The sequence below is a fragment of the Paenibacillus sp. FSL H7-0690 genome (genome assembly GCF_037980415.1).
Classification (GTDB): Bacteria; Bacillota; Bacilli; order Paenibacillales; family Paenibacillaceae; genus Paenibacillus_AQ; species Paenibacillus_AQ odorifer.
Genome location: NZ_CP150281.1, coordinates 4,915,784 through 4,937,920 on the forward strand (window position 1 = coordinate 4,915,784; position 22,137 = coordinate 4,937,920).

The 22,137-nt window shown below is 47.1% G+C and carries 27 protein-coding genes; 1 reads left to right on the forward strand and 26 read right to left on the reverse strand.

Translation table 11 applies throughout. From position 1 onward, the window contains the following. Nucleotides 1–46 precede the first annotated feature (46 nt). The 23 genes from argR to MHI32_RS21845 form a co-directional block, all read right to left on the reverse strand. Nucleotides 47–496, reverse strand: a complete 450-nt coding sequence (argR, locus tag MHI32_RS21735) for a transcriptional regulator ArgR (protein WP_036682813.1) — start codon at nt 494–496, stop codon at nt 47–49. A 31-nt stretch (nt 497–527) separates the two neighbouring features. Then, nucleotides 528–1,001 carry a hypothetical protein gene (locus MHI32_RS21740; RefSeq protein WP_232061423.1) on the reverse strand — a complete coding sequence of 158 codons (474 nt, stop codon included), beginning with the start codon at nt 999–1,001 and terminating at the stop codon, nt 528–530. Nucleotides 1,002–1,332: 331 nt separating this feature from the next. Beyond that, a complete protein-coding gene (locus MHI32_RS21745) occupies nt 1,333–2,235 on the reverse strand; it encodes a TlyA family RNA methyltransferase (protein WP_076308890.1) in 903 nt (300 codons plus the stop codon). A 45-nt stretch (nt 2,236–2,280) separates the two neighbouring features. Beyond that, a complete protein-coding gene (gene dxs / locus MHI32_RS21750; RefSeq protein WP_076129652.1) occupies nt 2,281–4,185 on the reverse strand; it encodes a 1-deoxy-D-xylulose-5-phosphate synthase in 1,905 nt (634 codons plus the stop codon). 99 nt (nt 4,186–4,284) lie between these two features. Continuing rightward, complete coding sequence (locus MHI32_RS21755; RefSeq protein WP_076129651.1) at nt 4,285–5,232, reverse strand: polyprenyl synthetase family protein; 948 nt, start codon at nt 5,230–5,232, stop codon at nt 4,285–4,287. Next, the gene (xseB, locus tag MHI32_RS21760) at nt 5,219–5,476 is read right to left on the reverse strand and encodes an exodeoxyribonuclease VII small subunit (protein WP_036682818.1); all 258 of its coding nucleotides are present in this window, start codon (nt 5,474–5,476) and stop codon (nt 5,219–5,221) included. The genes MHI32_RS21755 and xseB overlap by 14 nt, the downstream gene beginning before the upstream one ends. Continuing rightward, complete coding sequence (xseA, locus tag MHI32_RS21765) at nt 5,454–6,833, reverse strand: exodeoxyribonuclease VII large subunit (RefSeq protein WP_340010835.1); 1,380 nt, start codon at nt 6,831–6,833, stop codon at nt 5,454–5,456. Before xseA ends, xseB begins: the two co-directional genes overlap by 23 nt. 11 nt (nt 6,834–6,844) lie before the next feature. Next, the gene (gene folD, locus MHI32_RS21770; RefSeq protein ID WP_036682821.1) at nt 6,845–7,702 is read right to left on the reverse strand and encodes a bifunctional methylenetetrahydrofolate dehydrogenase/methenyltetrahydrofolate cyclohydrolase FolD; all 858 of its coding nucleotides are present in this window, start codon (nt 7,700–7,702) and stop codon (nt 6,845–6,847) included. A 42-nt stretch (nt 7,703–7,744) separates the two neighbouring features. Further along, entirely contained in the window at nt 7,745–8,197 is a 453-nt protein-coding gene (gene nusB / locus MHI32_RS21775; protein WP_036682824.1) for a transcription antitermination factor NusB, read from the reverse strand. Nucleotides 8,198–8,454: 257 nt separating this feature from the next. Then, the gene (locus tag MHI32_RS21780; protein WP_036682825.1) at nt 8,455–8,688 is read right to left on the reverse strand and encodes a DUF2273 domain-containing protein; all 234 of its coding nucleotides are present in this window, start codon (nt 8,686–8,688) and stop codon (nt 8,455–8,457) included. Between the two features lie 15 nt (nt 8,689–8,703). After that, nucleotides 8,704–9,243, reverse strand: coding sequence for an alkaline shock response membrane anchor protein AmaP (amaP, locus tag MHI32_RS21785; protein WP_036682827.1), 540 nt, complete (start codon nt 9,241–9,243; stop codon nt 8,704–8,706). A 74-nt stretch (nt 9,244–9,317) separates the two neighbouring features. Further along, the gene (locus MHI32_RS21790) at nt 9,318–9,734 is read right to left on the reverse strand and encodes an Asp23/Gls24 family envelope stress response protein (RefSeq protein WP_076129649.1); all 417 of its coding nucleotides are present in this window, start codon (nt 9,732–9,734) and stop codon (nt 9,318–9,320) included. A 115-nt stretch (nt 9,735–9,849) separates the two neighbouring features. Further along, nucleotides 9,850–11,193 (reverse strand): acetyl-CoA carboxylase biotin carboxylase subunit, encoded by a 1,344-nt coding sequence (accC, locus tag MHI32_RS21795; RefSeq protein ID WP_036682831.1) that lies wholly within the window; start codon nt 11,191–11,193, stop codon nt 9,850–9,852. Between the two features lie 54 nt (nt 11,194–11,247). After that, entirely contained in the window at nt 11,248–11,757 is a 510-nt protein-coding gene (gene accB, locus MHI32_RS21800; RefSeq protein WP_076098642.1) for an acetyl-CoA carboxylase biotin carboxyl carrier protein, read from the reverse strand. A 147-nt stretch (nt 11,758–11,904) separates the two neighbouring features. Beyond that, nucleotides 11,905–12,822: a SpoIIIAH-like family protein gene (locus MHI32_RS21805; protein ID WP_076278399.1), complete on the reverse strand. Its 918-nt coding sequence runs from the start codon at nt 12,820–12,822 to the stop codon at nt 11,905–11,907. A 67-nt stretch (nt 12,823–12,889) separates the two neighbouring features. Beyond that, entirely contained in the window at nt 12,890–13,534 is a 645-nt protein-coding gene (spoIIIAG, locus tag MHI32_RS21810) for a stage III sporulation protein AG (protein ID WP_175617305.1), read from the reverse strand. A gap of 43 nt (nt 13,535–13,577) precedes the next feature. Next, a complete protein-coding gene (gene spoIIIAF / locus MHI32_RS21815; RefSeq protein WP_076129645.1) occupies nt 13,578–14,354 on the reverse strand; it encodes a stage III sporulation protein AF in 777 nt (258 codons plus the stop codon). A gap of 27 nt (nt 14,355–14,381) precedes the next feature. Continuing rightward, entirely contained in the window at nt 14,382–15,614 is a 1,233-nt protein-coding gene (spoIIIAE, locus tag MHI32_RS21820) for a stage III sporulation protein AE (RefSeq protein ID WP_036682845.1), read from the reverse strand. A 44-nt stretch (nt 15,615–15,658) separates the two neighbouring features. Further along, nucleotides 15,659–16,048, reverse strand: coding sequence for a stage III sporulation protein AD (gene spoIIIAD / locus MHI32_RS21825; protein WP_340010838.1), 390 nt, complete (start codon nt 16,046–16,048; stop codon nt 15,659–15,661). 7 nt (nt 16,049–16,055) lie between these two features. Beyond that, a complete protein-coding gene (gene spoIIIAC, locus MHI32_RS21830; protein WP_036682849.1) occupies nt 16,056–16,259 on the reverse strand; it encodes a stage III sporulation protein AC in 204 nt (67 codons plus the stop codon). A 13-nt stretch (nt 16,260–16,272) separates the two neighbouring features. Further along, nucleotides 16,273–16,791 carry a stage III sporulation protein SpoIIIAB gene (gene spoIIIAB / locus MHI32_RS21835; RefSeq protein ID WP_076104383.1) on the reverse strand — a complete coding sequence of 173 codons (519 nt, stop codon included), beginning with the start codon at nt 16,789–16,791 and terminating at the stop codon, nt 16,273–16,275. After that, nucleotides 16,784–17,785, reverse strand: a complete 1,002-nt coding sequence (gene spoIIIAA / locus MHI32_RS21840) for a stage III sporulation protein AA (RefSeq protein ID WP_076129644.1) — start codon at nt 17,783–17,785, stop codon at nt 16,784–16,786. The genes spoIIIAB and spoIIIAA overlap by 8 nt, the downstream gene beginning before the upstream one ends. A gap of 82 nt (nt 17,786–17,867) precedes the next feature. Further along, a complete protein-coding gene (locus tag MHI32_RS21845) occupies nt 17,868–18,110 on the reverse strand; it encodes a YqhV family protein (protein WP_036683194.1) in 243 nt (80 codons plus the stop codon). A 323-nt stretch (nt 18,111–18,433) separates the two neighbouring features. Here MHI32_RS21845 and MHI32_RS21850 point away from each other — a divergent pair, with 323 nt between their 5' ends. Beyond that, nucleotides 18,434–19,300, forward strand: coding sequence for a YitT family protein (locus tag MHI32_RS21850; protein ID WP_081382367.1), 867 nt, complete (start codon nt 18,434–18,436; stop codon nt 19,298–19,300). 134 nt (nt 19,301–19,434) lie between these two features. On the opposite strand, the gene MHI32_RS21855 is transcribed toward MHI32_RS21850, so the two are convergent. From MHI32_RS21855 to efp, 3 genes are all read right to left on the reverse strand, one after another. Next, complete coding sequence (locus tag MHI32_RS21855; protein ID WP_036682855.1) at nt 19,435–20,688, reverse strand: aspartate kinase; 1,254 nt, start codon at nt 20,686–20,688, stop codon at nt 19,435–19,437. A gap of 193 nt (nt 20,689–20,881) precedes the next feature. Beyond that, the gene (locus MHI32_RS21860; protein WP_076193103.1) at nt 20,882–21,430 is read right to left on the reverse strand and encodes a dihydrofolate reductase family protein; all 549 of its coding nucleotides are present in this window, start codon (nt 21,428–21,430) and stop codon (nt 20,882–20,884) included. A gap of 146 nt (nt 21,431–21,576) precedes the next feature. After that, nucleotides 21,577–22,134, reverse strand: coding sequence for an elongation factor P (efp, locus tag MHI32_RS21865; RefSeq protein ID WP_038572538.1), 558 nt, complete (start codon nt 22,132–22,134; stop codon nt 21,577–21,579). Between the last annotated feature and the right edge of the window lie 3 nt (nt 22,135–22,137).

The following is a 22,137-nucleotide window of genomic DNA, read 5'->3' on the forward strand; positions in this document are numbered from 1 at the left end:
TAATAGAGCACCTCCGAGAAGATGACAGGCATCTGATTAATTATAATTAAGAAATATAACCCATGATTTGTGAAATTACGGTCTTGCTGTCCTCAGGTAAACGGCAAATGATAAGGATTGTATCATCACCAGAAAGGGTTCCCATAATTTGCGGCCAGTCAATATTATCAATTAAAGCAGCGACAGAGTTAGCCGTACCTGGTAAACATTTCATCACCACAAGATTAGCCGAGGAATCGATCTGCACAAAATTATCCACAAGAACGCGCTTAAGCTTCTGAATGGGATTGTACCGTTGATCCGTTGGAAGTGAATATTTATATCTTCCATCATCCATGGGTACCTTGATGAGCAACAGCTCTTTTATATCTCGAGATACTGTGGCTTGAGTAACTTGAAAACCTGATTCCCGCAAGGCTTCCACAAGCTCGTCCTGTGTCTCGATATCCTTTTGTGTAATAATTTCACGAATTTTAATATGTCGTTGTCCCTTCATTGTTGCCTCCTGGTATATAAAAAATATGGATTCAGTTTGATTCTCCGTCGTCTTTGCCAAGCTTAATGACATGGATCGATGCTGTTGCTACATTAACATATAGAACGCCGCTGCATTCCGGATAGATCAGCAGGTAGGGAAGCAAGGTATCACGTAAGCCACTGCCAGTGAAATCCAAAGGCTTGCGTGGTCTGGAAAGGATAACTAAATATAAAGATCCTTCCTCTTTTGTCGCCACATAATCTATAAATAACCGGCTATACATCTGCGCCCCATTTACGTTGAAAGACAAGGGGATTTTTAATTTCCCTCCAACGACCTCATATCCTTCATCCTCAAGTATATCAATAGAGGGATGTGGAATAATCACTTTATTGAAAGGAATTTGATCCTTCATAAAAGAACGCGGAGAACTCTGCAGCCATACATATATCCGATATATTATAAAAATCGATAATGCTACCCCAATAAACGCCATAACGACCTTGTCAGAGCTACCCGCCACTATCAATCACCTCGGTGATTTATTCGCGTGAAGCCCTGGTAAATCCTGCTTCTAAGCTGTCTTTTTATAAGCTTTCCGCATAATTGATATTATTCGCTAATTCAGCAATTTACAATTACAACGAGCACAGTAAATCCAAAAAAAGATTCAAAATATAAAGACCCGGATTTTATACCGGGTCTTTATTTTAATAAATTCAATCCCTTTGAGCAAATCTGCTCCCTCAATCTTAACAGATGAAGAGGAATTTTCAAGGTTGAACTCTTCAGACTTCCCGCTCAAAAAAAACACCCCGCTGACCATTTGAGGTTGACGGGGTGTTCATAAAGCTCTAACGGCGCGCGGGGTTTCCATGAGTAGAACTCACATTAAAAGTACCCGTAGCCTGCTTAATCACTTCATCAGCAAGGGATGGAAAGTCCTCCACTGGAATGACTGCTGCAACAGCAGCTGCCGGCTGTACGGATGATTCTTCGCCTTCTGCCACTTCTGGCGTCAGTCTCCAATGAGCAAGAAACTCAATATTGCCTTCCCCGCCTGTAATTGGCGAAAAAGTCAATCCATGGAGACCGAATCCTAACTCTGCAGCCATAGTCAGTACATTAATCAAAACCTCTTTATGGACAGCGGAATCACGAATCACACCTGATTTTCCAACCTTCTCACGTCCAGCCTCAAATTGCGGCTTGATGAGTGCAGCGATATCTGCTGGACGTTGCAGCAAGGCTTTGAGGGGTGGGAGAATTATTTTTAAGGATATAAAAGATACATCAATACTGGCAAAGTCCGGAACAGGACCCTGCAAATCTGTAGGTGTCATATACCGGAAGTTCGTACGCTCCATAACGCTCACTCGCTCATCATTCCGCAGTGACCAATCCAGCTGGTTATAGCCAACATCAATGGCGTACACATGGCTTACACCATTCTGAAGCGCACAATCTGTGAAGCCGCCAGTGGAAGCACCAATGTCCAGCATGTTCCGACCGGTAAGATCAATATTAAATTGGCGAAGAGCCTTCTCCAGCTTTAGGCCTCCACGACTGACATACGGATGCACAGAGCCTTTAACCTTAAGGGTAGACTCCCGCGAGACCTTCATGCCAGCTTTTTCAATACGTTCCTCATCCGCGAGCACCAACCCTGCCATAATAGCAGCTTTAGCTTTCTCCCGGCTTTCATAAAAACCTTGCTCCACAAGCAGTACATCAATCCGTTCTTTACGGTGTTCCATGGTCATCTCCCGATCGTTCAAGGGTTACTAATTTCCGGCTTCCACTTAGGAAGACGAAGTCGTTTTGTAATTATAAGCACTTAGAGCCATCATGGACTTGATACGTGCACATAACGCTTCTACGGTAAGACCTGTTTGCTGACGTTGTTCTTTAATGGAGCCATGCTCCACGAAGATGTCGGGCACACCCATCAGATGTACACGAGCGTCATAAATTTCATGCTCCGCGTAGAACTCCAATACCGCACTGCCGAGACTTCCCGCTTGGCAAGCCTCTTCAATAACAACCATATTGGTTCCAGCATGAGCCAAATCCAGAAGCATGGAATTATCAAGCGGCTTCAGGAAACGCGCATTCACAACGCCCACCTGAATCCCTTCCCGCTTCAGCAAATCAGCGGCTTCTTCAGCCACTTGAACCATAGGACCACATGCCACTACAGCATATCCTTCTCCTGTACGCAGTCGTTCCCATGATCCTATAGGAAGGGTATGCAGTTCAGCGTCCAATGCCACACCTGTTCCGTTAATACGCGGATAGCGGTAAGCAATTGGACCGTCATTATATTCAAGTGCCGTCTTCATCATATGACGCAGCTCATTTTCGTCTTTTGGCATCATCATAACCATATTAGGGATATGGCGCATAAAAGCAACATCGTACACACCCTGATGAGTCTCACCATCCGCACCCACAAATCCAGCACGGTCAATGGCGAACATAACATTGGCATTATGGCGGCAAATATCATGGACGATCTGATCATAGGCACGCTGCATGAAGGTAGAATACACGGCGTATACCGGCTTCATCCCTTCCATAGCCAAAGCTGCACACAAGGTTGCTGCATGCTGCTCTGCAATCCCCACGTCAATCATACGATCCGGGAATTCCTTCGCAAAAGGAAACAAACCTGAACCGCCTGGCATCGCAGGGGTAACTGCAATCAGACGCGAATCTTCACGTCCTAGCTCAATCAGTGTACTACCAAATACTTCGGTGTACATTGGAGGACCTACAGCTTTAAGTGCCTGACCTGACTCAATTTTGTAAGGGGAAATAGCATGCGATTTATAAAAATCAGTCTCAGCCGGTTTATAGCCCTTGCCTTTGGTCGTCAGCACATGCACAAGCACAGGACCCGCCACGTTATCTGCTTGATGGAAGGTGTCGATCATTTTCTCCAGATCATGTCCATCCACTGGCCCAAGATACGTAAAGCCAAGTTCTTCAAACAATACTCCAGGAACCATCATATATTTAAGACTGTTTTTTAATTGTTCAGCGGTTTTCGCTAATCGTCCACCGATGGCCGGAATCTTCTTAAGCAGCCCTTCAACCTCGTCTTTGGCACGCAAATAATGACGGTCCGAACGAATTTTGCTTAAATAATTGTGCATCGCCCCTACATTCGGAGCAATCGACATTTCATTATCGTTCAAAATAACCATCAGCTTACGCTTCTCATGGCCAATGTGGTTAAGCGCTTCAAAAGCCATCCCGCCGGTAAGCGCACCGTCACCAATCACGGCAATCACCTTGTTGTCTTCGCCTTTTAGATCACGAGCCATAGCCATCCCCATCGCTGCCGACAAAGAGGTGCTGCTATGTCCAGCCTCCCACACATCATGTTCGCTTTCAGAGCGCTTAACAAAGCCGCACAATCCCTGATATTTGCGCAGGGTATCAAAGCGATCTTGACGGCCGGTCAGTATTTTGTGGACATAGGCTTGGTGGCCAACGTCGTAGATCATTTTGTCACGAGGACTGTTGTAGCAATAATGTAAGGCCAGCGTGAGCTCCACCACCCCCAGATTAGAACCGAGGTGCCCGCCGGTTGCTGTAAGCTTCTCAATCAGAAATCGTCGAATCTCCTCTGCTAGAGTAGTTAATTCTTCGACTGACAGTGATTTCAGTTGTTGTGGATCATTTATTTGTGGAAGCAGCACGAATAGTTCCCCGCTTTCCTAGATGTTGTAAAATATATAAAAACCATTATAACACAAACGAAACGGCTGTCGAAATACAGCCGCTTCGAAAGTTCATACTTAGTGATCACGTGCCATTAAATAATCTGCAATTTCCAGCAGGCGCTGGTTGTCGTAAAAACCGCCATTCAGCACAGCATTTCGGGCTGCTTCTGTAAGCTGCTTCACCTCAGCACGAGATTCCTCCAACCCAATAAAATAAGGGTAGGTTACCTTCTGCTGCTTGATATCGCTGCCTGTTTTTTTGCCAAGCTTGCCTTCATCACCAACCAAATCAAGAATATCATCCTGGATTTGAAAAGCTAGTCCGATGCTTGTACCAAAATCACGCAGAGCTTCAAGCTGCTTCTCTGTTGCCCCTGCGATACGTCCGCCGGCTAACAGCGAAAAGATAATTAAATCTCCGGTTTTATGCAGATGAATATACTTCAACTGCGCAAGATCTGTTAGTCCTTGCTCGCCTTCCATATCTGCAATCTGACCGCCGACCATGCCGCGTGGACCTGCCATTTCCGCCAGATCCTCCACTATGGATAAAACATTATCAGCAGGAATGCCAAATTTACGGGAGGCTTGTACCACACTATAAAAAGCATGGGTCAAAAGCGCATCACCCGCAAGAATAGCCGATGCTTCACCAAAGACTTTATGATTCGTCAGCTTGCCGCGCCGATAATCATCATTATCCATGGCAGGCAGATCATCATGAATCAACGAGTAGGTATGTACCATCTCAATCGCAGCTGCAACAGGCAAGGCTGCTTCACGGCTGCCTCCCAGTGATTCACAAGCAGCGATCACAAGTAACGGCCGGAGGCGTTTGCCCCCTGCCATTAGCGAATACTTCATCGCTTGCTGTAAATTTTCTGGAACCGTCCACGCTGCGGGAAGAATAGTCTCAAGCTCATGTGAGAGCAAATCACTTATCGATGCGATGTAATCCTCCAGCGGCTGCCGCATGCTTTCACTTGCGGAGCTTCCCTCCAGATCATTCTCAAAGCGATTCATCGGCGTCCCCTTCCAGACGTGCACCAAACGGCTTTTTGCGCAGTTCTCCGTCCTCTTGGGTAATCATTTCGATCTTACGCTCTACTTGTTCCAGCTTGCTGCCGCAAAGCTGCGACAGCTTCATGCCCTGCTGAAATAAATCGATGGCCTTCTCCAGAGGAACGTCGCCGTGTTCAAGCTCACGAACGATTTCCTCCAGTCGGTCCATAGCGCCTTCAAAATCAAGTTCCGCTTCCTTCGTCATCGTCTTTGCCATCCTCCTTCATCCCCCATACTTGGCAGTTCAGCTGTCCGTCATTCATCTTTATCACCACAAGATCGCCAAGCTGTACTTCAGTCAGCGATTTGATTAAATGTTCTTCCGCCTCGTCATACACTAAGCTGTAGCCTCGTGACATTACTTTAAGCGGGCTAAGCGCATCCAAATGGCGGATCTCCGCCACATAGCGAGATCGCTTCTCCTGCAAACGAGCCTGCATAGCGCCCATTAACTCACGGCGCAGACTGTCTGTGAGCTGACGTGCTGCGGCAACACTGTCGCGCGGATGGAACCGCTGCAGACTGTGATGCAGCACCGCCTTGCGCTCGCGGGAACGGCTGAGCCGTGCATCCGCCGAGCGCTGGAGCCGCTCACGCAGCATGTCCAGCCGCTGCGTGTGCTGAATCAGCGTGCGGCGCGGCCCTGCCAGCGCCAGCGAGCGCTGCAGCACCGAGTGGCGCTCGCGTCCACGCTGGGCGCGTTGTTGCAGCGCCTGGCGCAGCCGCTGCTGCAGCTGGAGAAGCTGCGCAGCTAGCTCGCCGGCATGAGGCACGGCCAGCTCAGCGGCCGCTGTGGGCGTAGCCGCGCGGAGGTCGGCGGCGAAATCGGCAATCGTGAAATCGGTCTCGTGGCCGACGGCCGAGATGACCGGAATCCTTGATGCCGATATCGCTCGCGCGACTTCCTCCTCGTTGAACGCCCACAGCTCCTCCAGCGAACCGCCGCCGCGGCCGACGATAAGCACGTCGGCTTCACCCATGGCGTTCAGCGCACCAATCGCCTTCACTATCGAAGGCGCAGCGCCTTTGCCTTGCACCAGTACGGGATAGATTACAATAGCTACCTGCGGAAACCGCCGCTGAAGCGTAATTACAATATCTCGTACAGCTGCTCCTGTTGGGGAAGTAATCACACCAATACACTTCGGGAACCGCGGCAACGAACGCTTACGAGCTTCTGCAAAAAGGCCTTCTTTTTCAAGCTTGCTCTTCAGCTGCTCATAGGCCAGATATAAACTGCCAATCCCATCAGGCTGCATATGTGTGGCGTAGAACTGATATTGCCCATCCCGTTCATAGACGGTCACATTACCTCTGGCAATTACCCGAGCGCCTTCTTTCGGAATAAAGGGCAGCCGCTGGTTATGAGAAGCGAACATAATCGCTTTAATGCGGCTGCTCTCGTCCTTAAGTGTGAAATACATATGCCCGCTGCCATGATGTGTAAAGTTGGAAATCTCTCCGCGAATCCACACATCCGAAAGTAAATTATCCGAGTCTAGCTTCATGCGGATATAACGGTTGAGTTCTTTGATCGAATAAACCTGCCGCTCTGCCGCCATGAATCTTACCCCTATTCCAGGCCGTGACGGCGTTTAGCCGCAATCAGCGTGTTGCTCATCAGCATTGTAATAGTCATCGGACCAACCCCGCCTGGAACAGGCGTGATGTATCCGGCAACTTCTTTTGCACTTTCATAATCAACGTCACCTGCGAGTTTACCGTTATCCAGACGGTTCATGCCCACATCAATGACAACAGCACCCGGCTTCACATAGGAAGCATCAATGAAATTAGCTCGTCCGATCGCTACAACCAAAATATCCGCTTGACGGCTAATCTCTTGCATATTAGCTGTACGGGAATGGCACATAGTTACGGTAGCATTTTCGCGTTGCAACAAGAGGGAAACTGGCTTTCCTACAATATTGCTACGACCAATTACAACGGCATGTTTACCTGCCATACCTGTTCCTGTACGTTTGATCAGTTCGATTACTCCTGCAGGAGTACATGGAAGAAGACTGTCGGCACCGATGACCAGGTTGCCTACATTGACAGGGTGAAAGCCGTCTACATCCTTTTCCACGGAGATTGCATCAATAACAGCCTTCTCCTCGATATGCTTAGGCAATGGGAGTTGAACCAGAATTCCGTCGATATCATCGCGTCCGTTTAGCTCTGCTACCAGTGCCAGAAGTTCTTCTTGAGAAGTGGATTCATCCAATTTATGCACTTCCGAATGGAATCCTAAGCTGATACAAGATTTCTCCTTATTGCGAACATAAACCTGAGATCCCGGGTCTTCACCTACTAGAATAACAGCCAAACCGGGCTTTACGCCGCGTTTCGCCAGTTCAGCAACCTCTTGGGCAATGCTAATACGAATTTCCTCGGATACTTGTTTACCACTGATGATTGCTGCTGTCATGTTAGTCTCTCCCCTTTTATATACTTTACTATGGTTTATAAATTAAGAATGGTCAGCTTTAATAGTATCTATCTCTTGGATCATCTTGCCGAGTACTCCGTTAACAAACTTCCCGGAATCATCCGTTCCAAAATGCTTGGCCAAATCGATCGCTTCATTCACCGCAACCTTCGCAGGCACATCATTGGCGAACACCATTTCATACGCTGCTAAACGTAGAATCTGACGATCCACACGTGACAGACGGCTCATTTGCCAGCCCTTCAGGTAATGTTCAAGTATATCGTCGATCGCTACCTTGTGCTCCCATACCCCATTCACATGCTCTACCACATAGTGTTTAAGCTGAATCTCGTCCGTGATTACACGTTCGGTTTCATTCTCTTCTGAGGCTTCCTCGAGCAGCATTTCTACAGCTTCCGCGCTTTCCACATCGTTCATTTCCATCTGATACAGGCTTTGGACAATAATCTCTCTAGCTATACGTCTTTTCATGTGTTCCTCCTAAAATCTTATATCGCATTAAAATATTCACTTGTACTGCAACAACGTCTACGACCCAAATATCGCTTCACACTTATTCATTCTTTCCCTATTCCTGTGAGGATTATTGCACAAAGCGAAGATACCTTCAGAGGAAGCTCGCAAATATACCTATCCCTTGTCGCAAAAAAACCGCAAAGCCTTTCTTCCGGGGGCAACGGACAACACAAACTTACGGTTTCCTGCTCCGGGAAAAAGACTATCGCGGTTCACTTAAAGGGACGCCAGCGTCCGGATAATCGCGAAACCAACTCCTGCCATTGAAACAGGGGCGCTTGCGCGGTATCCTTTCTTTTGCCGAGCGTATATCCGATGAACACTACCAGTGCAAAGAACAGCATATCCCAAAAACCGCAAATTAAATAAATCAAACCCAGACCAATGCCGAAAGTCACTCCGGCGATTCTACCCCCGTGACTTTCCCATACTTCTTTCCAAGACATAAGGGAAACTCACCTCTATTCCACTCGACTTTTGAAGCTTGGAGACTGCGTGAGGTTAGCAATATATACAGACACATCAGCAACCGGAATGCCGGTTGTCTCCTGCACGAAATCATGCACCTGACGTTGTACTTCTGTGGTAAGCAGCGGTAATGAATGCTCACCGTCCACTACTGCACGAATTGTAATTTCAAGGCCAGCCTGCGAGACACGAATACGTGACTTGAGATCTCTGATTCCCTTCACTTTACCGGCAGCCTTAAGACTCAGATTCTCAATAGTTTCCATTGAAATCTGGATATCCCCATACTCTGTACGCTGATCGACCGAAGGCAATGAAGCGCGATCACGGCGCAGAGAGATGTAGAAAAATCGGATGCTCAGAAGGAACAAGACAACTGCTACTATTATTGCTGTAATATAAGCTGCTGGTCCATTCTCAATCTCCAAAGTTCTAGGAATCGCACCGCTTAAGAGGAGGATGGCAATAACAGATAGTATTCCGATACTTAAGCTGTAGACAAACAGCAAAAGTCTGTCCAAAATTTTTGCCACGAGTCTCATAACCTCCTTAAATTAGAGTAAACCCTCGACTTTGCTGTCGGGGGTTTATGGAAGAACGATGACTGCTATTTCACACGAAGAATCGTTTCTGTTTCTTCGTTCTTGTCTACAGTGTTGTTGTTCTTGAATTGCACATCATGAATATGCACATTCACTTCCACAACAGTCAGACCAGTCATAGTCTCGATGGAGCGCTTAACATTACGTTGAATTTCAGCAGCCACTTCAGGAAGGCGATTGCCATATTCAATAATTACAGAAACATCCACCGCAGCTTCACGTTGTCCAACCTCTACTTTAACTCCTTTGGACAGATTCTTACGTCCAAGAAGTTCAACAATACCACCGGCGAATCCGCCGCTCATACCTGCTACACCTTTAACCTCAACGGTCGCCAGACCTGCAATAACCTCGATTACTTCAGGAGCAATCTGGATTTCACCGATTTCCGTCCGTTCGTATTCTGTCGGCAATGTACTCATTTTAGACTTCACACCTTTCAAGAAAGATTGTTCATGATTTCAAGCGTAAAGCACGTCTCTTATTAAACATACTATATCATTTGACGAACTTTATGACAAACAAACCGAAGTCGTCCTAAATTTCATACTCTTCAAGAAACTTAATGTCAAAGTTACCATCCAAAAATACAGGATGCTCCAACAGTTTCTGATGGAAAGGGATGGTGGTATGAATGCCTTCCACGGCGAATTCAGCCAAGGCGCGCTTCATCTTCGCAATCGCTTCCTGACGTGTAGGAGCCCATACAATCAGTTTTGCAATCATAGAATCATAGAAAGGGGAAATCGTATATCCTGGGTACGCCGCACTATCCACACGAACGCCAAGGCCTCCTGGTGGCAAATAAAAGCCGATTTTTCCTGGTGAAGGCATGAAATTACGCTCAGGATCTTCAGCATTTATACGGCATTCAATGGACCAGCCATTAATCACGATATCTTCCTGAGTGAATGACAGCGGATTGCCTTCTGCTACAGAGATCATTTCCTTAATCAAATCCACACCTGTAACCATTTCTGTTACTGGATGTTCAACCTGAATACGGGTATTCATCTCCATGAAGTAGAACTGTCCGTCCGGTCCAAGCAGGAATTCAAGTGTTCCGGCTCCCGAATAATTCACGGCAAGTGCTGCTCGAACTGCTGCATTACCCATTGCTTCCCGAATTTCCGGTGTGAGCACTGAACAAGGTGCCTCTTCAATCAGCTTTTGGCGACGACGCTGCACGGAGCAGTCCCGTTCACCTAAATGCACTACATTGCCATGTTTATCTGCAATAATCTGAATCTCCACATGCTTCATGCCTGTTAGGAATTTCTCCAGATATACACCAGCGTTACCAAACGCCTTTTGTGCTTCCTGTTGTGCAGCAGTAATCTGCTTCACTAAAGATTCCTCGTCCTCAGCAATCCGTATTCCCTTACCTCCGCCACCTGCAGTCGCCTTAACGATGATTGGGTACCCAATATCGCGGCCCAGCATGACAGCTTCCTCTACATCGCCTACAAGACCATCTGAGCCCGGGATAATCGGAACTCCAGCCAGTTTCATGGTTTCCTTCGCCACAGCCTTGTCACCCATACGGTTTATGGCATCTGGAGAAGGTCCTATGAAGATAATATTGCAAGATTCACAAATCTCTGCAAAATCCGCATTTTCAGCTAAAAATCCATAGCCAGGATGGATGGCATCACATTCCGTTAAGGTGGCTACACTCATAATATTTGTAAAGTTCAGATAGCTGTCCTTGGCCGGCATCGGACCGATGCAGTAAGCTTCATCAGCCAACCGGACATGCAGTGAATCCCGGTCGGGTTCCGAATAGACCGCGACGGTGGAAATGCCCAGTTCACGGCAGGCCCTAATAATGCGGACCGCGATTTCGCCGCGGTTGGCAATCAACACTTTTTGAATGTTCATGCGTTTCCTCCCAAAGTTTTGCGAAGCTTCCGCTCCTTAAGTAGTCTGCGGTATTTATTCCGGTTTAACCAAGAATAGTGGTTGACCGTATTCTACAAGCTGACCGTTCTCAGCAAGCACAGACACGATTTCACCTTTGATCTCCGCTTCCAGCTCATTCATCAGTTTCATCGCCTCAATAATGCAAACCGTTGATTTTTCACTTACACGGTCTCCAACATTAACAAACGAAGGCGTTTCCGGAGAAGCGGCACTATAAAAGGTCCCCACCATTGGAGACACAATTTTATGTAGTTTGCCTTCTGCAGCTGCTTGTGGCTGCTGCGCTGGAGGAACTTCACCTACTACCGGATAGGATACTTGCGGTACGCTCTGCGGCTGCGGGGCAGGCGTAAAGGGATAGGCAGCATAAGGAGTCGCCTGTACTGCTGTTCCATCAGCTTCAGGGCGATCCGGTTTGCGAATTGCAAGCTTCATTCCTTCGCTTTCGATCTCCAACTCATGTACAGAGGAGGTCTGGTCCAGCAATTTAATCAATTCCTTAATTTCGCTCAACTTGAACATATATCAGTTCACTCCTTCAGCTTTCTCTCGAAGCCACTTCTTAAGCGGACAAGATAACTTTATGTATTATATCACAATCGGTAAAAATGGAAAGAGCCCGGGGCAACCCGAGCTCTTTCGTCATTTTTCTTTTAATTATACAGCTTATTATTGCTCAGAAACGTATTGTACACTAATTTTATCTTGAGATACACTCAGTTCCTTCATTACGAGATCCACGATGCTGACCGCTTGCTTTACATCCAGTTTGTCGCTGAGAACGACTACTTTATAGCTGTCTCCAGCTTCTTCCTTTACAATCGCTTCGCCATATTTTTGTTGAAGCTGTTCTTCGATACCGGTAATTTTGGATTCTTTTTCTTCAAGATTAAGAAGTTGTTCTTGAGCGACTGCGTTATCAGCAGGTGTTTTGTCCATGTCATTAATCAAAGCAAGCAAGTCTTGTTGGTTCTTAAGATTCTTTTGCTCACGTTCATAAAGGTAGTTAGTGAACATGCTGCTCGCCGATACACTTTGAGAAGCTACTTCATCGAGAATTTCTTTGTCATTTTTAGCTGGAGTCTTGGTTGTTGTATTTGCGGCTGTATCTTTAGCAGATGTATCTGTTTTCGCGGCATCTTTAGCAGCAGTGTCGGTTGTTGCCTTCTCTGAGTCACTGCTATTTGCGGCAGCTTTACTGCTATCGTCCTTAGCAGCTGTAGTTGTACTTTCGTCCGTTTTAGCAGTAGTAGTGCTATCATCCGTTTTAGCGGTAGCAGCACTGTCATCCGTTTTGGCGGCAGTAGCGCTGTCGTCCGTAGTAGCGGCGCCAGTAGTGCTATCTACAACGCCTTCATCGGCAACAACATCGCCTTGACTAACAACTTCGTTCACAACAACACCTTTGTCGCCAACCGTTGGCAACGCTGCACCTGCTGTGTCTTTCAGGGAATCAACCTGCATTGTGCCAGCCGTGTCTTTTGGAATCGAAGCACCTGAGTCTTCAGTGAATAAATAATATGCAGAGAGGACCACCATCAAGCTGAGCATAGAAACCAACCATATCGTTTGTCTTTTGCCGTTCATTCCTAATTCCTCCTAAAATTTAATCTAGTGGCTGCTTCGGAAGCACTCACTTATTGACTTTCTCCTGCTACTCTTGTTTGCGTGGTACTACTGAAATGCGCTGGATTGGGACGTTCAAGCCTTTTTCTATAGCCTGCTCGACAAGTCCACGAACAACCTTGTTCTCTGCCCCTTTGGCAACTACCAGTACGCCGCGTACCTGAGGTTTGATCCGCTTCGTCACGATGGGTGTCTCGTCCCCTGATTGCGAGTAGGTTACGATTTCGCCATCCCTCGTATATTGTGTCGTATGACGTTTCCCCCCACTGGCATCCGTCTCTTCACTAAGCTGTTGGGAGTCATTCATATTACGCACCACGACAATTTCTTCTGTAGACTCCACTGTAACCATGATATCGACTGTACCGACGCCAACGATTTTCTCCAAAATTTCCTTCATCCGGTTCTCCATCGCTAGTTCGATGCTGTCGAACGAATTGGTCGTTGTGGTTGGATCACTCTGCACCAGCGCCGTTTGAGAGGACTGATTCACCGGCGGCTCACGCCCTGTATTCTCGTTATCAATCCTCTTCACATTGACGAAGGAATTGAATAGCATGATCGCTGCGCCCAGCAGACCCAGAATGATCAGCCAGCGAAAGGTATGGCTTCTCTTCGGACTGCCGGCCCCACCCCCAGCCCACTGCTCAAGCTTTTTCAGCCAATTGCTCACTCCCATCCCTCCTAAAAATTATAGTTTCTTAGAAACATCAAGCTCATGATTTGACGTTACTAGCCACGCTGCCATCCACCTGAATGACTTTGGGATCCAAATCCCACTTCAGTTCCAGCAGCTTTACAATGGACTCCATTTCACTCGAGGACGCGCTGTCTTCAGCTACAGTTCCGTTCACTGCTTTATTAGGTTCAGCTGATGATGTTGCTTCACTCCCTACGTTATCTGCCGGATTAGCGCCAATTTTAACTTCTACAGATGCTACAGGAGAGATTGTAATGGGTGCTGTAGTCGCTGTGCTGGAAGCTCCGGAAGTACCCGGGGAGTTAGCCGTTGTCTGAGGCATAGAGACCCTTACATTGGAAATGACAGGAACGTCTTCGTTACCAGTGCCGCCAGACTTCCCCATGCCCAGCGTTACGGTGACATTAACCCCGCGTTTGCCGGTCTCACTGATAATCTGCTCTTTCATCTGACCCGCCACCTCTTCGGCAGCGAGCTGCAGACTCTGTTCCTGACGGCCTTGTGCAAGCTTTTGCCCATCTGCCAGAATCTGTTCCAAGGATGGGTCTCCCTTCCCTCCGCCAGTGAACAAACCGCCCTCTTTCTCTTGCTGTCCCATAGCGACACTCAGTTCGGAGATTGCATCACCTTTCAGGAGAGAGACGATAGGGCTGAGCATCGTGAGCAGGATTAGGAGACTTAGCACCAATCTTGCATAACGCTCCATGGATTTGCTTGGGAGCAGCAATTCAACAAATGACGCCAACAGCACAACCAGGATGATCTCCCGCAGCCAACCGCCTAACCAGCTCATGGTTTCCCTCCTAAAGGTTTTGTTGCTTCACCTCATCATTACGGTCAAATTGCCCGCAGTCAGCATGATCGTAACCGCCATAAAAAACATTAAGGAAACAGCAGCCAAAGCAGCGAATACGTACACCATGCTTTTTCCAATCGTCTGGAGACAGACTACAATCGGTGTCTCTCCCAGCGGCTGCATCACAGCGGCGGCTATGTTGTAGATAAGGGCAAGCACCAGGATTTTGATTGCCGGAAAAGCACACAGGAACAATATGATAATGACACCCGATAACCCGATCGCATTCTTCACCAGCAGTGAAGCTGAGATTACTGTGTCTGTGGCATCCGCGAACATTTTGCCGATGACCGGAACAAAATTCCCTGTAATATATTTAGCGGCCCTAATGGTGACCCCATCCGTTACTGAGCTTGTTATCCCTCGCACGGAAATTACACCTAGGAACACAGTTAGCAGTACACCTAACAGTCCAGCACCGATGTTTCGCAGCAGGTTAGCCAGCTGGGTTAGTTTATATTTCTCTGACAATGCGCTGACCAGATGCAGCACTGCCGAGAAGAAAAGAAGCGGAAAAACAAGGGTGTGGATCATGGTGCCAACCGTATGAATCATAAAAACAATTAACGGATGGGTGACAGAGACCGTAACGATATTCCCCATCGAAGCCAGCAGCGCGAACAGCAGTGGAATCATCGCCATCATGAAATCGATCATCCGATCGATAGCATCCTTTGCATAACCAATAGCGATATTGAAGCTGTTCACGGCAATTACCAGCACCACCATATAACAGAGCGTATAAGCGACCTTACTGACCGTTTTTCGCTCAAAAGCGGTTTGCAGCGTCTCCAGAATCATGCTGAGCACACTGATCATCACAATCGTCACGAGCAGCTTTCCGTTGTACAGCACCTCATGCCACATAAAGCCTAGAAGCCCAGATAACACACCCTTCAAGCTGAGCCCCTTATCTCCTGGAAGCAGCATGTCCATTAGCGTGGGTGTGGCCCCGTCCGGGAAAAAACCACCATAATCCTTCATCAGCTGATCCCAGTACGACTCGACTTTATCTTTTGGCAAATTATTCACCTGGCTCTTGACCCACTGGTCTACCGGGGAGGAACTGCCGGATTCTGGTGTTGAGGAAGCTTGCACACTCTGAGCTGTACCTGCAAACCATAGAATGAAAAAGAATGGAAGCAGCAGCAGTATTATTTTTAGTTTTGGAGGACGGAAAACACTGCGCTCTTGCATAATTTCTCCTTCCGATTCGTTGCTCAGCTCTCTTTACGATTGCTTTAAGCAGGCAGTAGTTTCATGACGGTTTCGATAATGATGCTGATGATGGGTACGGCTAGTACCATAATTAGCACTTTGCCGGCGAGTTCTATTTTGGAAGCAATCGATTCCTGACCGGCATCTCGTACAATCTGTGCACCGAACTCCGCGATATAGGAAATGCCGATGATTTTGAAAACAGTCTTCAAATAAATCATTTCCATCCCCGATGACTCAGCCACCCGCTCCAGTGTAGAGAGGATCATTCCGATCTTGCCGATGAGAAACATAAAAATTAGAATTCCTGTTGTAGTAGCAAGAAGGAAGGCGAACATCGGTTTTTGTTCCTTCAGTACGAGAATCAATATGGTCGATATCAGCCCAACCCCAACAACTTGAATAATCTCCATGGCACGCCTATTGAAAAAGAAAGATCGTTTTTATTTCCTGCAGCAACCCGTCCAGCATACGAATCACCATGAACAGCACGACTACGAACCCGATCACGGTGACCCAATGTGCGAAATCCTCTTTTCCCATCTGTTTGAGCACCGTGTGTATCATGGCGATAATTATGCCAATGCCGGCAATTTGAAAAATCGCATTGACTTCAATATTCATTCCTGGCACCTCGCTAAAAGATCAAAATGACGATCAGTACTCCAAGCAGCAGACCCAGGCTTTTACTTAACTTTTCATATTTGCCTTGATCCTCTCTGGCCACCGACTCCTCCTGCTTCAATTGCTGCAATGCTAACGCGATATGAGTGCTCTGATTCGACCTATCGCTTGTGCCGAGAGTACAGCTGAGCTGGCGAAGAATCTCTCTTTCTGTCCCCTTCATAGCGGTAGACTTCCAATATGCTTCCATCGCCCGCTGGATGGCATCCTGGGCGCTTCTGTCATAGGGAGGGCTCATCTCCTCCGCTGTTTTGACAAACAACGATTTCAGCGGGTCCTTCGACTGATTCCCAATCCGCCGCATGGCTTCCGGCAGTGGGGTGAAGCCGTACATGATCTCTGTTTCCAACCGCTGTAGTGCTGCTATTAAACCTCTGATATGTCTGGGCCTGTCTGCATATTGACGAGCAAACTGGAGACCTGCAAGCGTACCAGCCACCACAATGAGCACAGCACCGAACAGCTTAAGCATGCAAATCACCACCTAGTCGATCCCCGGGAGAGATAAGCAGCATTCCTCTTTTCTGGCCATCCAGAATACGAAACGTGAGGCCTGCTTCTGAACGATGGAGTATGACATATCTCTCGAACATCTTTTGTTCCAGCAGTCCTCCAAGACCCGGCCTACGAGCCAACTCTGTTACATCTTTTCCGTGAGCGGAAGCAATGACAGATATTCCGGCATGCAGGGCCTCGGTAACTGCTTCGGCATCTTCAGGACGCCCAATCTCATCCGCGATTAATACATCTGGCGATAGCGACCGGATCATCATCATCATGCCTTCTGCCTTGGGACAGCCATCAAGAACATCAGTCCGCGGACCCACGTCAAAAGCGGGAACACCACGCCGGCTGCCAGCAATTTCAGACCGTTCGTCAACAATTCCCACCTTCAGCCCCGGTCTAATCCCTTCGCGCTTGCCCAATTCCCCTAAGGAGATTTGTCTTGCAAGATCGCGGAGCAGGGTAGTCTTGCCATGTTGTGGAGGGGAGAGAATCAAGGTGTGCATCATTCGCTGCCGCCCCTTGTCCAGTAAATAAGGCAGCACTCCATCTGCGATTCCAGGTACTTCTCGAGCAATACGGACATTAAAGCCAGTGATATCACGAAGATGCTCTACACCTCCGCCACTCAGTACTGTCCGACCAGCAAGTCCTATCCGATGACCGCCGGGAATCGTAATAAATCCTTTTCTCAGCTCTTCTTCCATCGTATATAGCGAATGGTTGCTGATCAGGTCTAGCAGTCGATGAGTGTCTTCCCGATCCGGCTTGTAAGCTTCTTCAGGCCTCTGCGTCAAACTGCCATTCACTCTTAGAAAGTGATATTTACCAGAGTAGTTAATTTCCAGCGGACGACCTTCACGGACACGAATCTCCTCCACCATTCCTAGCAGCGGAAGGGGAAGGCACTTTAACAGCGCTCTTACTTTTTCAGGAAACAATTGCAGCCAATCATCTGCCATACAAAGTACCCCCAAGCTGTCCTCTACTTAATTGCTTTATTCCATATTTATGCTTGTACGCGCCCAATATGCCTATCATCTATCATTTTTTCAAAATCCCGATTAAGAGAAAGGCTACACCGCAGCCCACCCAGCCTAATTTGCTCCATGACAGCTGCTGTGCCATCCCAGTCAGACCAATAGCTGTCGTCAATATCAATATGGTCGGGCCTACCAAAGCCAGTCCAGAATTGACAGCCAGCGCCTTATCGACCTGATTTAATCTGAGCATTATCAGCGCAGCTATAATCTCTGCACTGCCCGAGAACAACCGCAGAGTCGCCATCCAGCTTACATACTTGTCCAATCTACTCCACTCCTTTTACTAATTCATTCATACCAAAAGAGATCTGAGGCTTGTTTAGCTTTCTATTATTCATGGATATGCGTGGCTTTTTCACTTTAGACAATGAGAAATGACAGATTTGCAGATCAGACTGTGAAAGAATTCATAGTGAGTGGGTTCATAAATAAATATAATCAGTACGATAAAATAATTTTTACGAACGCCTTCATCTGTGGTATCCTTTTTAATTGGAAATATAGTGAGTTTATATTTTCAAAAAAAGGCAAACTAAAAAGACATAAGAAAAAGAGGGGATTTGTGTCATGCACGTACGAAATTACGGGCTACCGCTCAGCATGCGGTCCGTAGTCAGACCAGTAAGAGAAGCGGCAATCATTATTTTTTCAGCTTTTTTAGTCGCCGCAGGGATGAGATTATTTCTAATTCCTCATCAACTGCTAAGCGGCGGGGTAGCAGGGGTAGCTTCAGTCATCGGGTATGTAACTAATCCGAAGTACATCTCAATCATTTATTTTGCGATAAACCTTCCTGTTCTGATCTGGGGATTTATTGCAGTGGGGAAAAAGTACATCTTACTAAGCATGCTTTCCGTTTTAGCTACCACCTGGTTCATGACAATTATTCCTGCGGTGAAAGTGACCAAAGACCCGATTTTGGCTAGTATTTTTGGCGGCGTAATTATTGCTGGCGGGGTTGGATTTTCTCTCCGTGCCGGGGGTTCATCTGGAGGATTTGATATATTAGGCTCGATTATTACACGTAAGCGGGATATTCCTATTGGGAATGTACTCTTCGTAATGGATGGGATCGTTATTCTGAGTTTAGGCTTCTTTAAAAGCTGGGACTCAGCCTTATACGCTATGCTCTGTATTTTTGTGAAAAGCAGAGTGGTTGATATGATTCATATTCGTCATGTTAAGCTAACCTGCTTCATTGTTACCAAGGAACGGGATAAAATGCTGAATCGTCTTAGAGAGCTGCCTCATGGCATCACAGTAGTCAACGCAGAGGGCGGTTACAGTCACGAGGGCAATACAATGCTGATGACCGTAACGACCCGCTATGAGCTGTCAGAGCTGCGTAAGACTATCCTTGAGACGGATCCAAGCTCTTTCGTCAATGTACTTGAGACTGTTGAAATTCTAGGCCGGTTTAGACGTTTAGGATAAATACCCATATAGATGTAAAAAGGAACGCTGCATTCAAACCTGCAGCGTTCCTTTTCATTTATTGCTGATGCCCAAAAAGGAGACCCCGTAGCTAAATAGCTGTAGGATCTCCCTTTTTATTGATTGAACGGCTCTTAACGACGATCCTTAGGACCACCAACAAAGGCCTGCTCAGTTGTATCCAGATTATAAGCGGTGTGAAGCGCCTGAATGATCGATGGCAAATTACCGGATTCGATTACACAAGAAACCTTAATCTCAGACGTGCTGACCATCTTAATGCTTACGCCCTCTTGGGAGAGCACATCAAACATTTGAGCCGCAACACCAGGATGGCTAACCATACCCGCGCCAACAATAGAAACCTTAACGAGGTTATCCTCGGACGTTACTTCACGGTAAGGTAAAGTTTTATGGATTTCTTTAATTACTTCCTTCGCACGGTCCAGTTCATCAAGTGAAACTGTAAATGAGAAGTCAGCCTGCTCATTCTGCACACCACTTTGTACAATGATATCTACGTTTACGCCTTCTTCAGCCAGCTTGCCGAAGACTTGAGCGAGTACACCCGGTACATCAGGTACTCCTAGAATACTGACACGTGCTACATTCTTATCATAAGCAATCCCACTAACTACGACTCCTTGCTCCATGCTTGCTTCCTCCTTCACAACAGTACCTTCATTATGATTAAAGCTCGATCTAACGACCAGCTTAACTTGATGACGCTTAGCATACTCCACTGCACGCGGATGTAGTACCGCCGCTCCCAGATTGGCAAGCTCTAGCATCTCATCGTATGAGATTTCGTTCAGCTTGCGGGCTGTTTTCACAATGCGTGGATCTGTAGAATAGATACCATCAACGTCGGTATAAATCTCACATACATCTGCTTGAATAGCAGCCGCAAGGGCTACAGCTGTCGTGTCCGATCCTCCGCGGCCCAGGGTAGTGATCTCACCATCCAAAGTCATCCCTTGGAAACCGGCAACGATAACGATCTGTTCGCGTTCCAAAGACGCTACTACACGGTGTGGATCAATATCATTGATACGAGCTCTACCGTGGGTTTCGTCTGTACGGAACCCGGCCTGCCATCCTGTATAAGATACTGCATTCCGCCCGATCCCATGAAGAGCTATGGACAAAAGAGCAACGGAAATCTGCTCTCCTGTTGTCATCAGCATATCCATTTCACGTGCAGGCGGCTGCCCGTTTAATTGCTTCGCCGTATCGATCAAATCATCTGTTGTATCCCCCATAGCAGATACAACTACAACGCAGCGATGTCCCTCATCCTGCTTGTCTGCGATGCGCTTGGCAACACGTTGCATGCGTTCTGTGTCGCCGACGGAGCTGCCTCCGAATTTCATAACATAAAGTGACAAAGTCCCACTCACTCCCCATATCGGTCTATGTAGTTGCTTCTAATCGGTTTCCCGCTTTAAACCAGTATAATACGAAAATAGCGTAATGCGTTAATGATTTCATTAAAAAATTATTGATTTTCCAGAAGCTAACAAAAAGATAAGGTCAGCTTCAAGACACTAGCTGACCTCATTTCACTCGTCTTCCAGTTTTTTATTGAGAAGCTGGTCGATAAGTCAGGGCCATCACTCCAGAACTGAATCTTTTGGAGTCCACTAGCTCCAACGTCTTCTCTTCACCAACGTTATCGAACAGGCGCTGACCGCTACCCAGCAGAATCGGGAAGACCAGAAGCTGATATTCATCGACAAGGCCAAGCTGCATCAGGCTCTGCGCAAGCGTACGACTGCCAAAAACGAGAATATCTCTCCCCGGCTGCTCCTTCAGCTTGGACACCTCCTGAGCAAGATCGCCCTTGATCAAGCTTGAATTGCTCCATGTTGTTTCTTCGAGAGTTGTGGAGACTACGTACTTAGCGTATCCATTCATCATTTCACCGTACTCACCTGTCTGCTCAACCATATTTGGCCAAGCCTCTGCAAAACCTTCGTAGGTTGTCCGTCCTAACATTAGAGCGTCAGCAGCTTTCAGTTCAGCAAACTTGAAATGCTCCTGTTCTTCACTTCCGAATGAGAAGGTCCATTGTGGATTTTCCATAACACCATCAAGGGATATGAACTCAGATATAATTAATTTTCTCATATGCGCCTCCTTCTGATCCTTTAATTCGTAAGTATAACATTCTCACCCATACTGTTCCTCATGCATCCTCGTTTATATACCAAAAACCCCCCACCGTAATAACGGGGGAGGCTGATTGGTTATAAGTTCGGCAAGTATGATGCTTCCTACGCGCGGGAGATATATTTACCTTCGCGAGTATCAATAAGCAGCACATCTCCTTCATTGATGAACAGAGGAACTTGTACAGAATGACCTGTTTCAAGCTTGGCCGATTTAGTAGCGCCTTGAGCAGTATTACCCTTCACACCTGGCTCAGTTTCAACAACCTTCAGCTCTACGCTGGTAGGCAGGTTAATCCCAAGGATTTCACCTTGGTAACTGATGATGTTTACAGTCATGTTCTCTTTAAGGAAGTTCAATTCCCATTCAAGCTGCTTGCTGGACAATTCGAATTGGTCATAAGTTTCGTTGTCCATGAAAGCATGCTCCGATCCGCTTGCATACAAATATTGCACGCCACGGTTCTCAATAATAGCACGGCCAATAGTTTCACCAGCACGGAAAGTACGCTCAACAGTGTTACCATTGCGCAGGTTTTTCAGCTTAGAGCGAACGAACGCAGCACCTTTACCTGGTTTAACGTGCTGGAAATCAAGAACGGTAAAAATATCACCGTCCACCTCTACGGTCAAGCCTGTCTTAAAATCGTTTACTGAAATCACTAA

Coding starts and splice junctions, on each gene's coding strand:
- argR (WP_036682813.1), bottom strand. CDS start 496: ATGAAGGGACAACGACATATTAAAATTCGTGAAATTATTACACAAAAG.
- MHI32_RS21745 (WP_076308890.1), bottom strand. CDS start 2,235: ATGGAACACCGTAAAGAACGGATTGATGTACTGCTTGTGGAGCAAGGT.
- MHI32_RS21755 (WP_076129651.1), bottom strand. CDS start 5,232: ATGAATCGCTTTGAGAATGATCTGGAGGGAAGCTCCGCAAGTGAAAGC.
- xseB (WP_036682818.1), bottom strand. CDS start 5,476: ATGACGAAGGAAGCGGAACTTGATTTTGAAGGCGCTATGGACCGACTG.
- xseA (WP_340010835.1), bottom strand. CDS start 6,833: ATGGCGGCAGAGCGGCAGGTTTATTCGATCAAAGAACTCAACCGTTAT.
- folD (WP_036682821.1), bottom strand. CDS start 7,702: ATGACAGCAGCAATCATCAGTGGTAAACAAGTATCCGAGGAAATTCGT.
- nusB (WP_036682824.1), bottom strand. CDS start 8,197: ATGAAAAGACGTATAGCTAGAGAGATTATTGTCCAAAGCCTGTATCAG.
- MHI32_RS21780 (WP_036682825.1), bottom strand. CDS start 8,688: ATGTCTTGGAAAGAAGTATGGGAAAGTCACGGGGGTAGAATCGCCGGA.
- MHI32_RS21790 (WP_076129649.1), bottom strand. CDS start 9,734: ATGAGTACATTGCCGACAGAATACGAACGGACGGAAATCGGTGAAATC.
- accC (WP_036682831.1), bottom strand. CDS start 11,193: ATGAACATTCAAAAAGTGTTGATTGCCAACCGCGGCGAAATCGCGGTC.
- accB (WP_076098642.1), bottom strand. CDS start 11,757: ATGTTCAAGTTGAGCGAAATTAAGGAATTGATTAAATTGCTGGACCAG.
- MHI32_RS21805 (WP_076278399.1), bottom strand. CDS start 12,822: ATGAACGGCAAAAGACAAACGATATGGTTGGTTTCTATGCTCAGCTTG.
- spoIIIAF (WP_076129645.1), bottom strand. CDS start 14,354: ATGAGCTGGTTAGGCGGTTGGCTGCGGGAGATCATCCTGGTTGTGCTG.
- spoIIIAE (WP_036682845.1), bottom strand. CDS start 15,614: ATGCAAGAGCGCAGTGTTTTCCGTCCTCCAAAACTAAAAATAATACTG.
- spoIIIAD (WP_340010838.1), bottom strand. CDS start 16,048: ATGGAGATTATTCAAGTTGTTGGGGTTGGGCTGATATCGACCATATTG.
- spoIIIAC (WP_036682849.1), bottom strand. CDS start 16,259: ATGAATATTGAAGTCAATGCGATTTTTCAAATTGCCGGCATTGGCATA.
- spoIIIAB (WP_076104383.1), bottom strand. CDS start 16,791: ATGCTTAAGCTGTTCGGTGCTGTGCTCATTGTGGTGGCTGGTACGCTT.
- spoIIIAA (WP_076129644.1), bottom strand. CDS start 17,785: ATGGCAGATGATTGGCTGCAATTGTTTCCTGAAAAAGTAAGAGCGCTG.
- MHI32_RS21845 (WP_036683194.1), bottom strand. CDS start 18,110: ATGGCGACTCTGCGGTTGTTCTCGGGCAGTGCAGAGATTATAGCTGCG.
- MHI32_RS21850 (WP_081382367.1), top strand. CDS start 18,434: ATGCACGTACGAAATTACGGGCTACCGCTCAGCATGCGGTCCGTAGTC.
- MHI32_RS21860 (WP_076193103.1), bottom strand. CDS start 21,430: ATGAGAAAATTAATTATATCTGAGTTCATATCCCTTGATGGTGTTATG.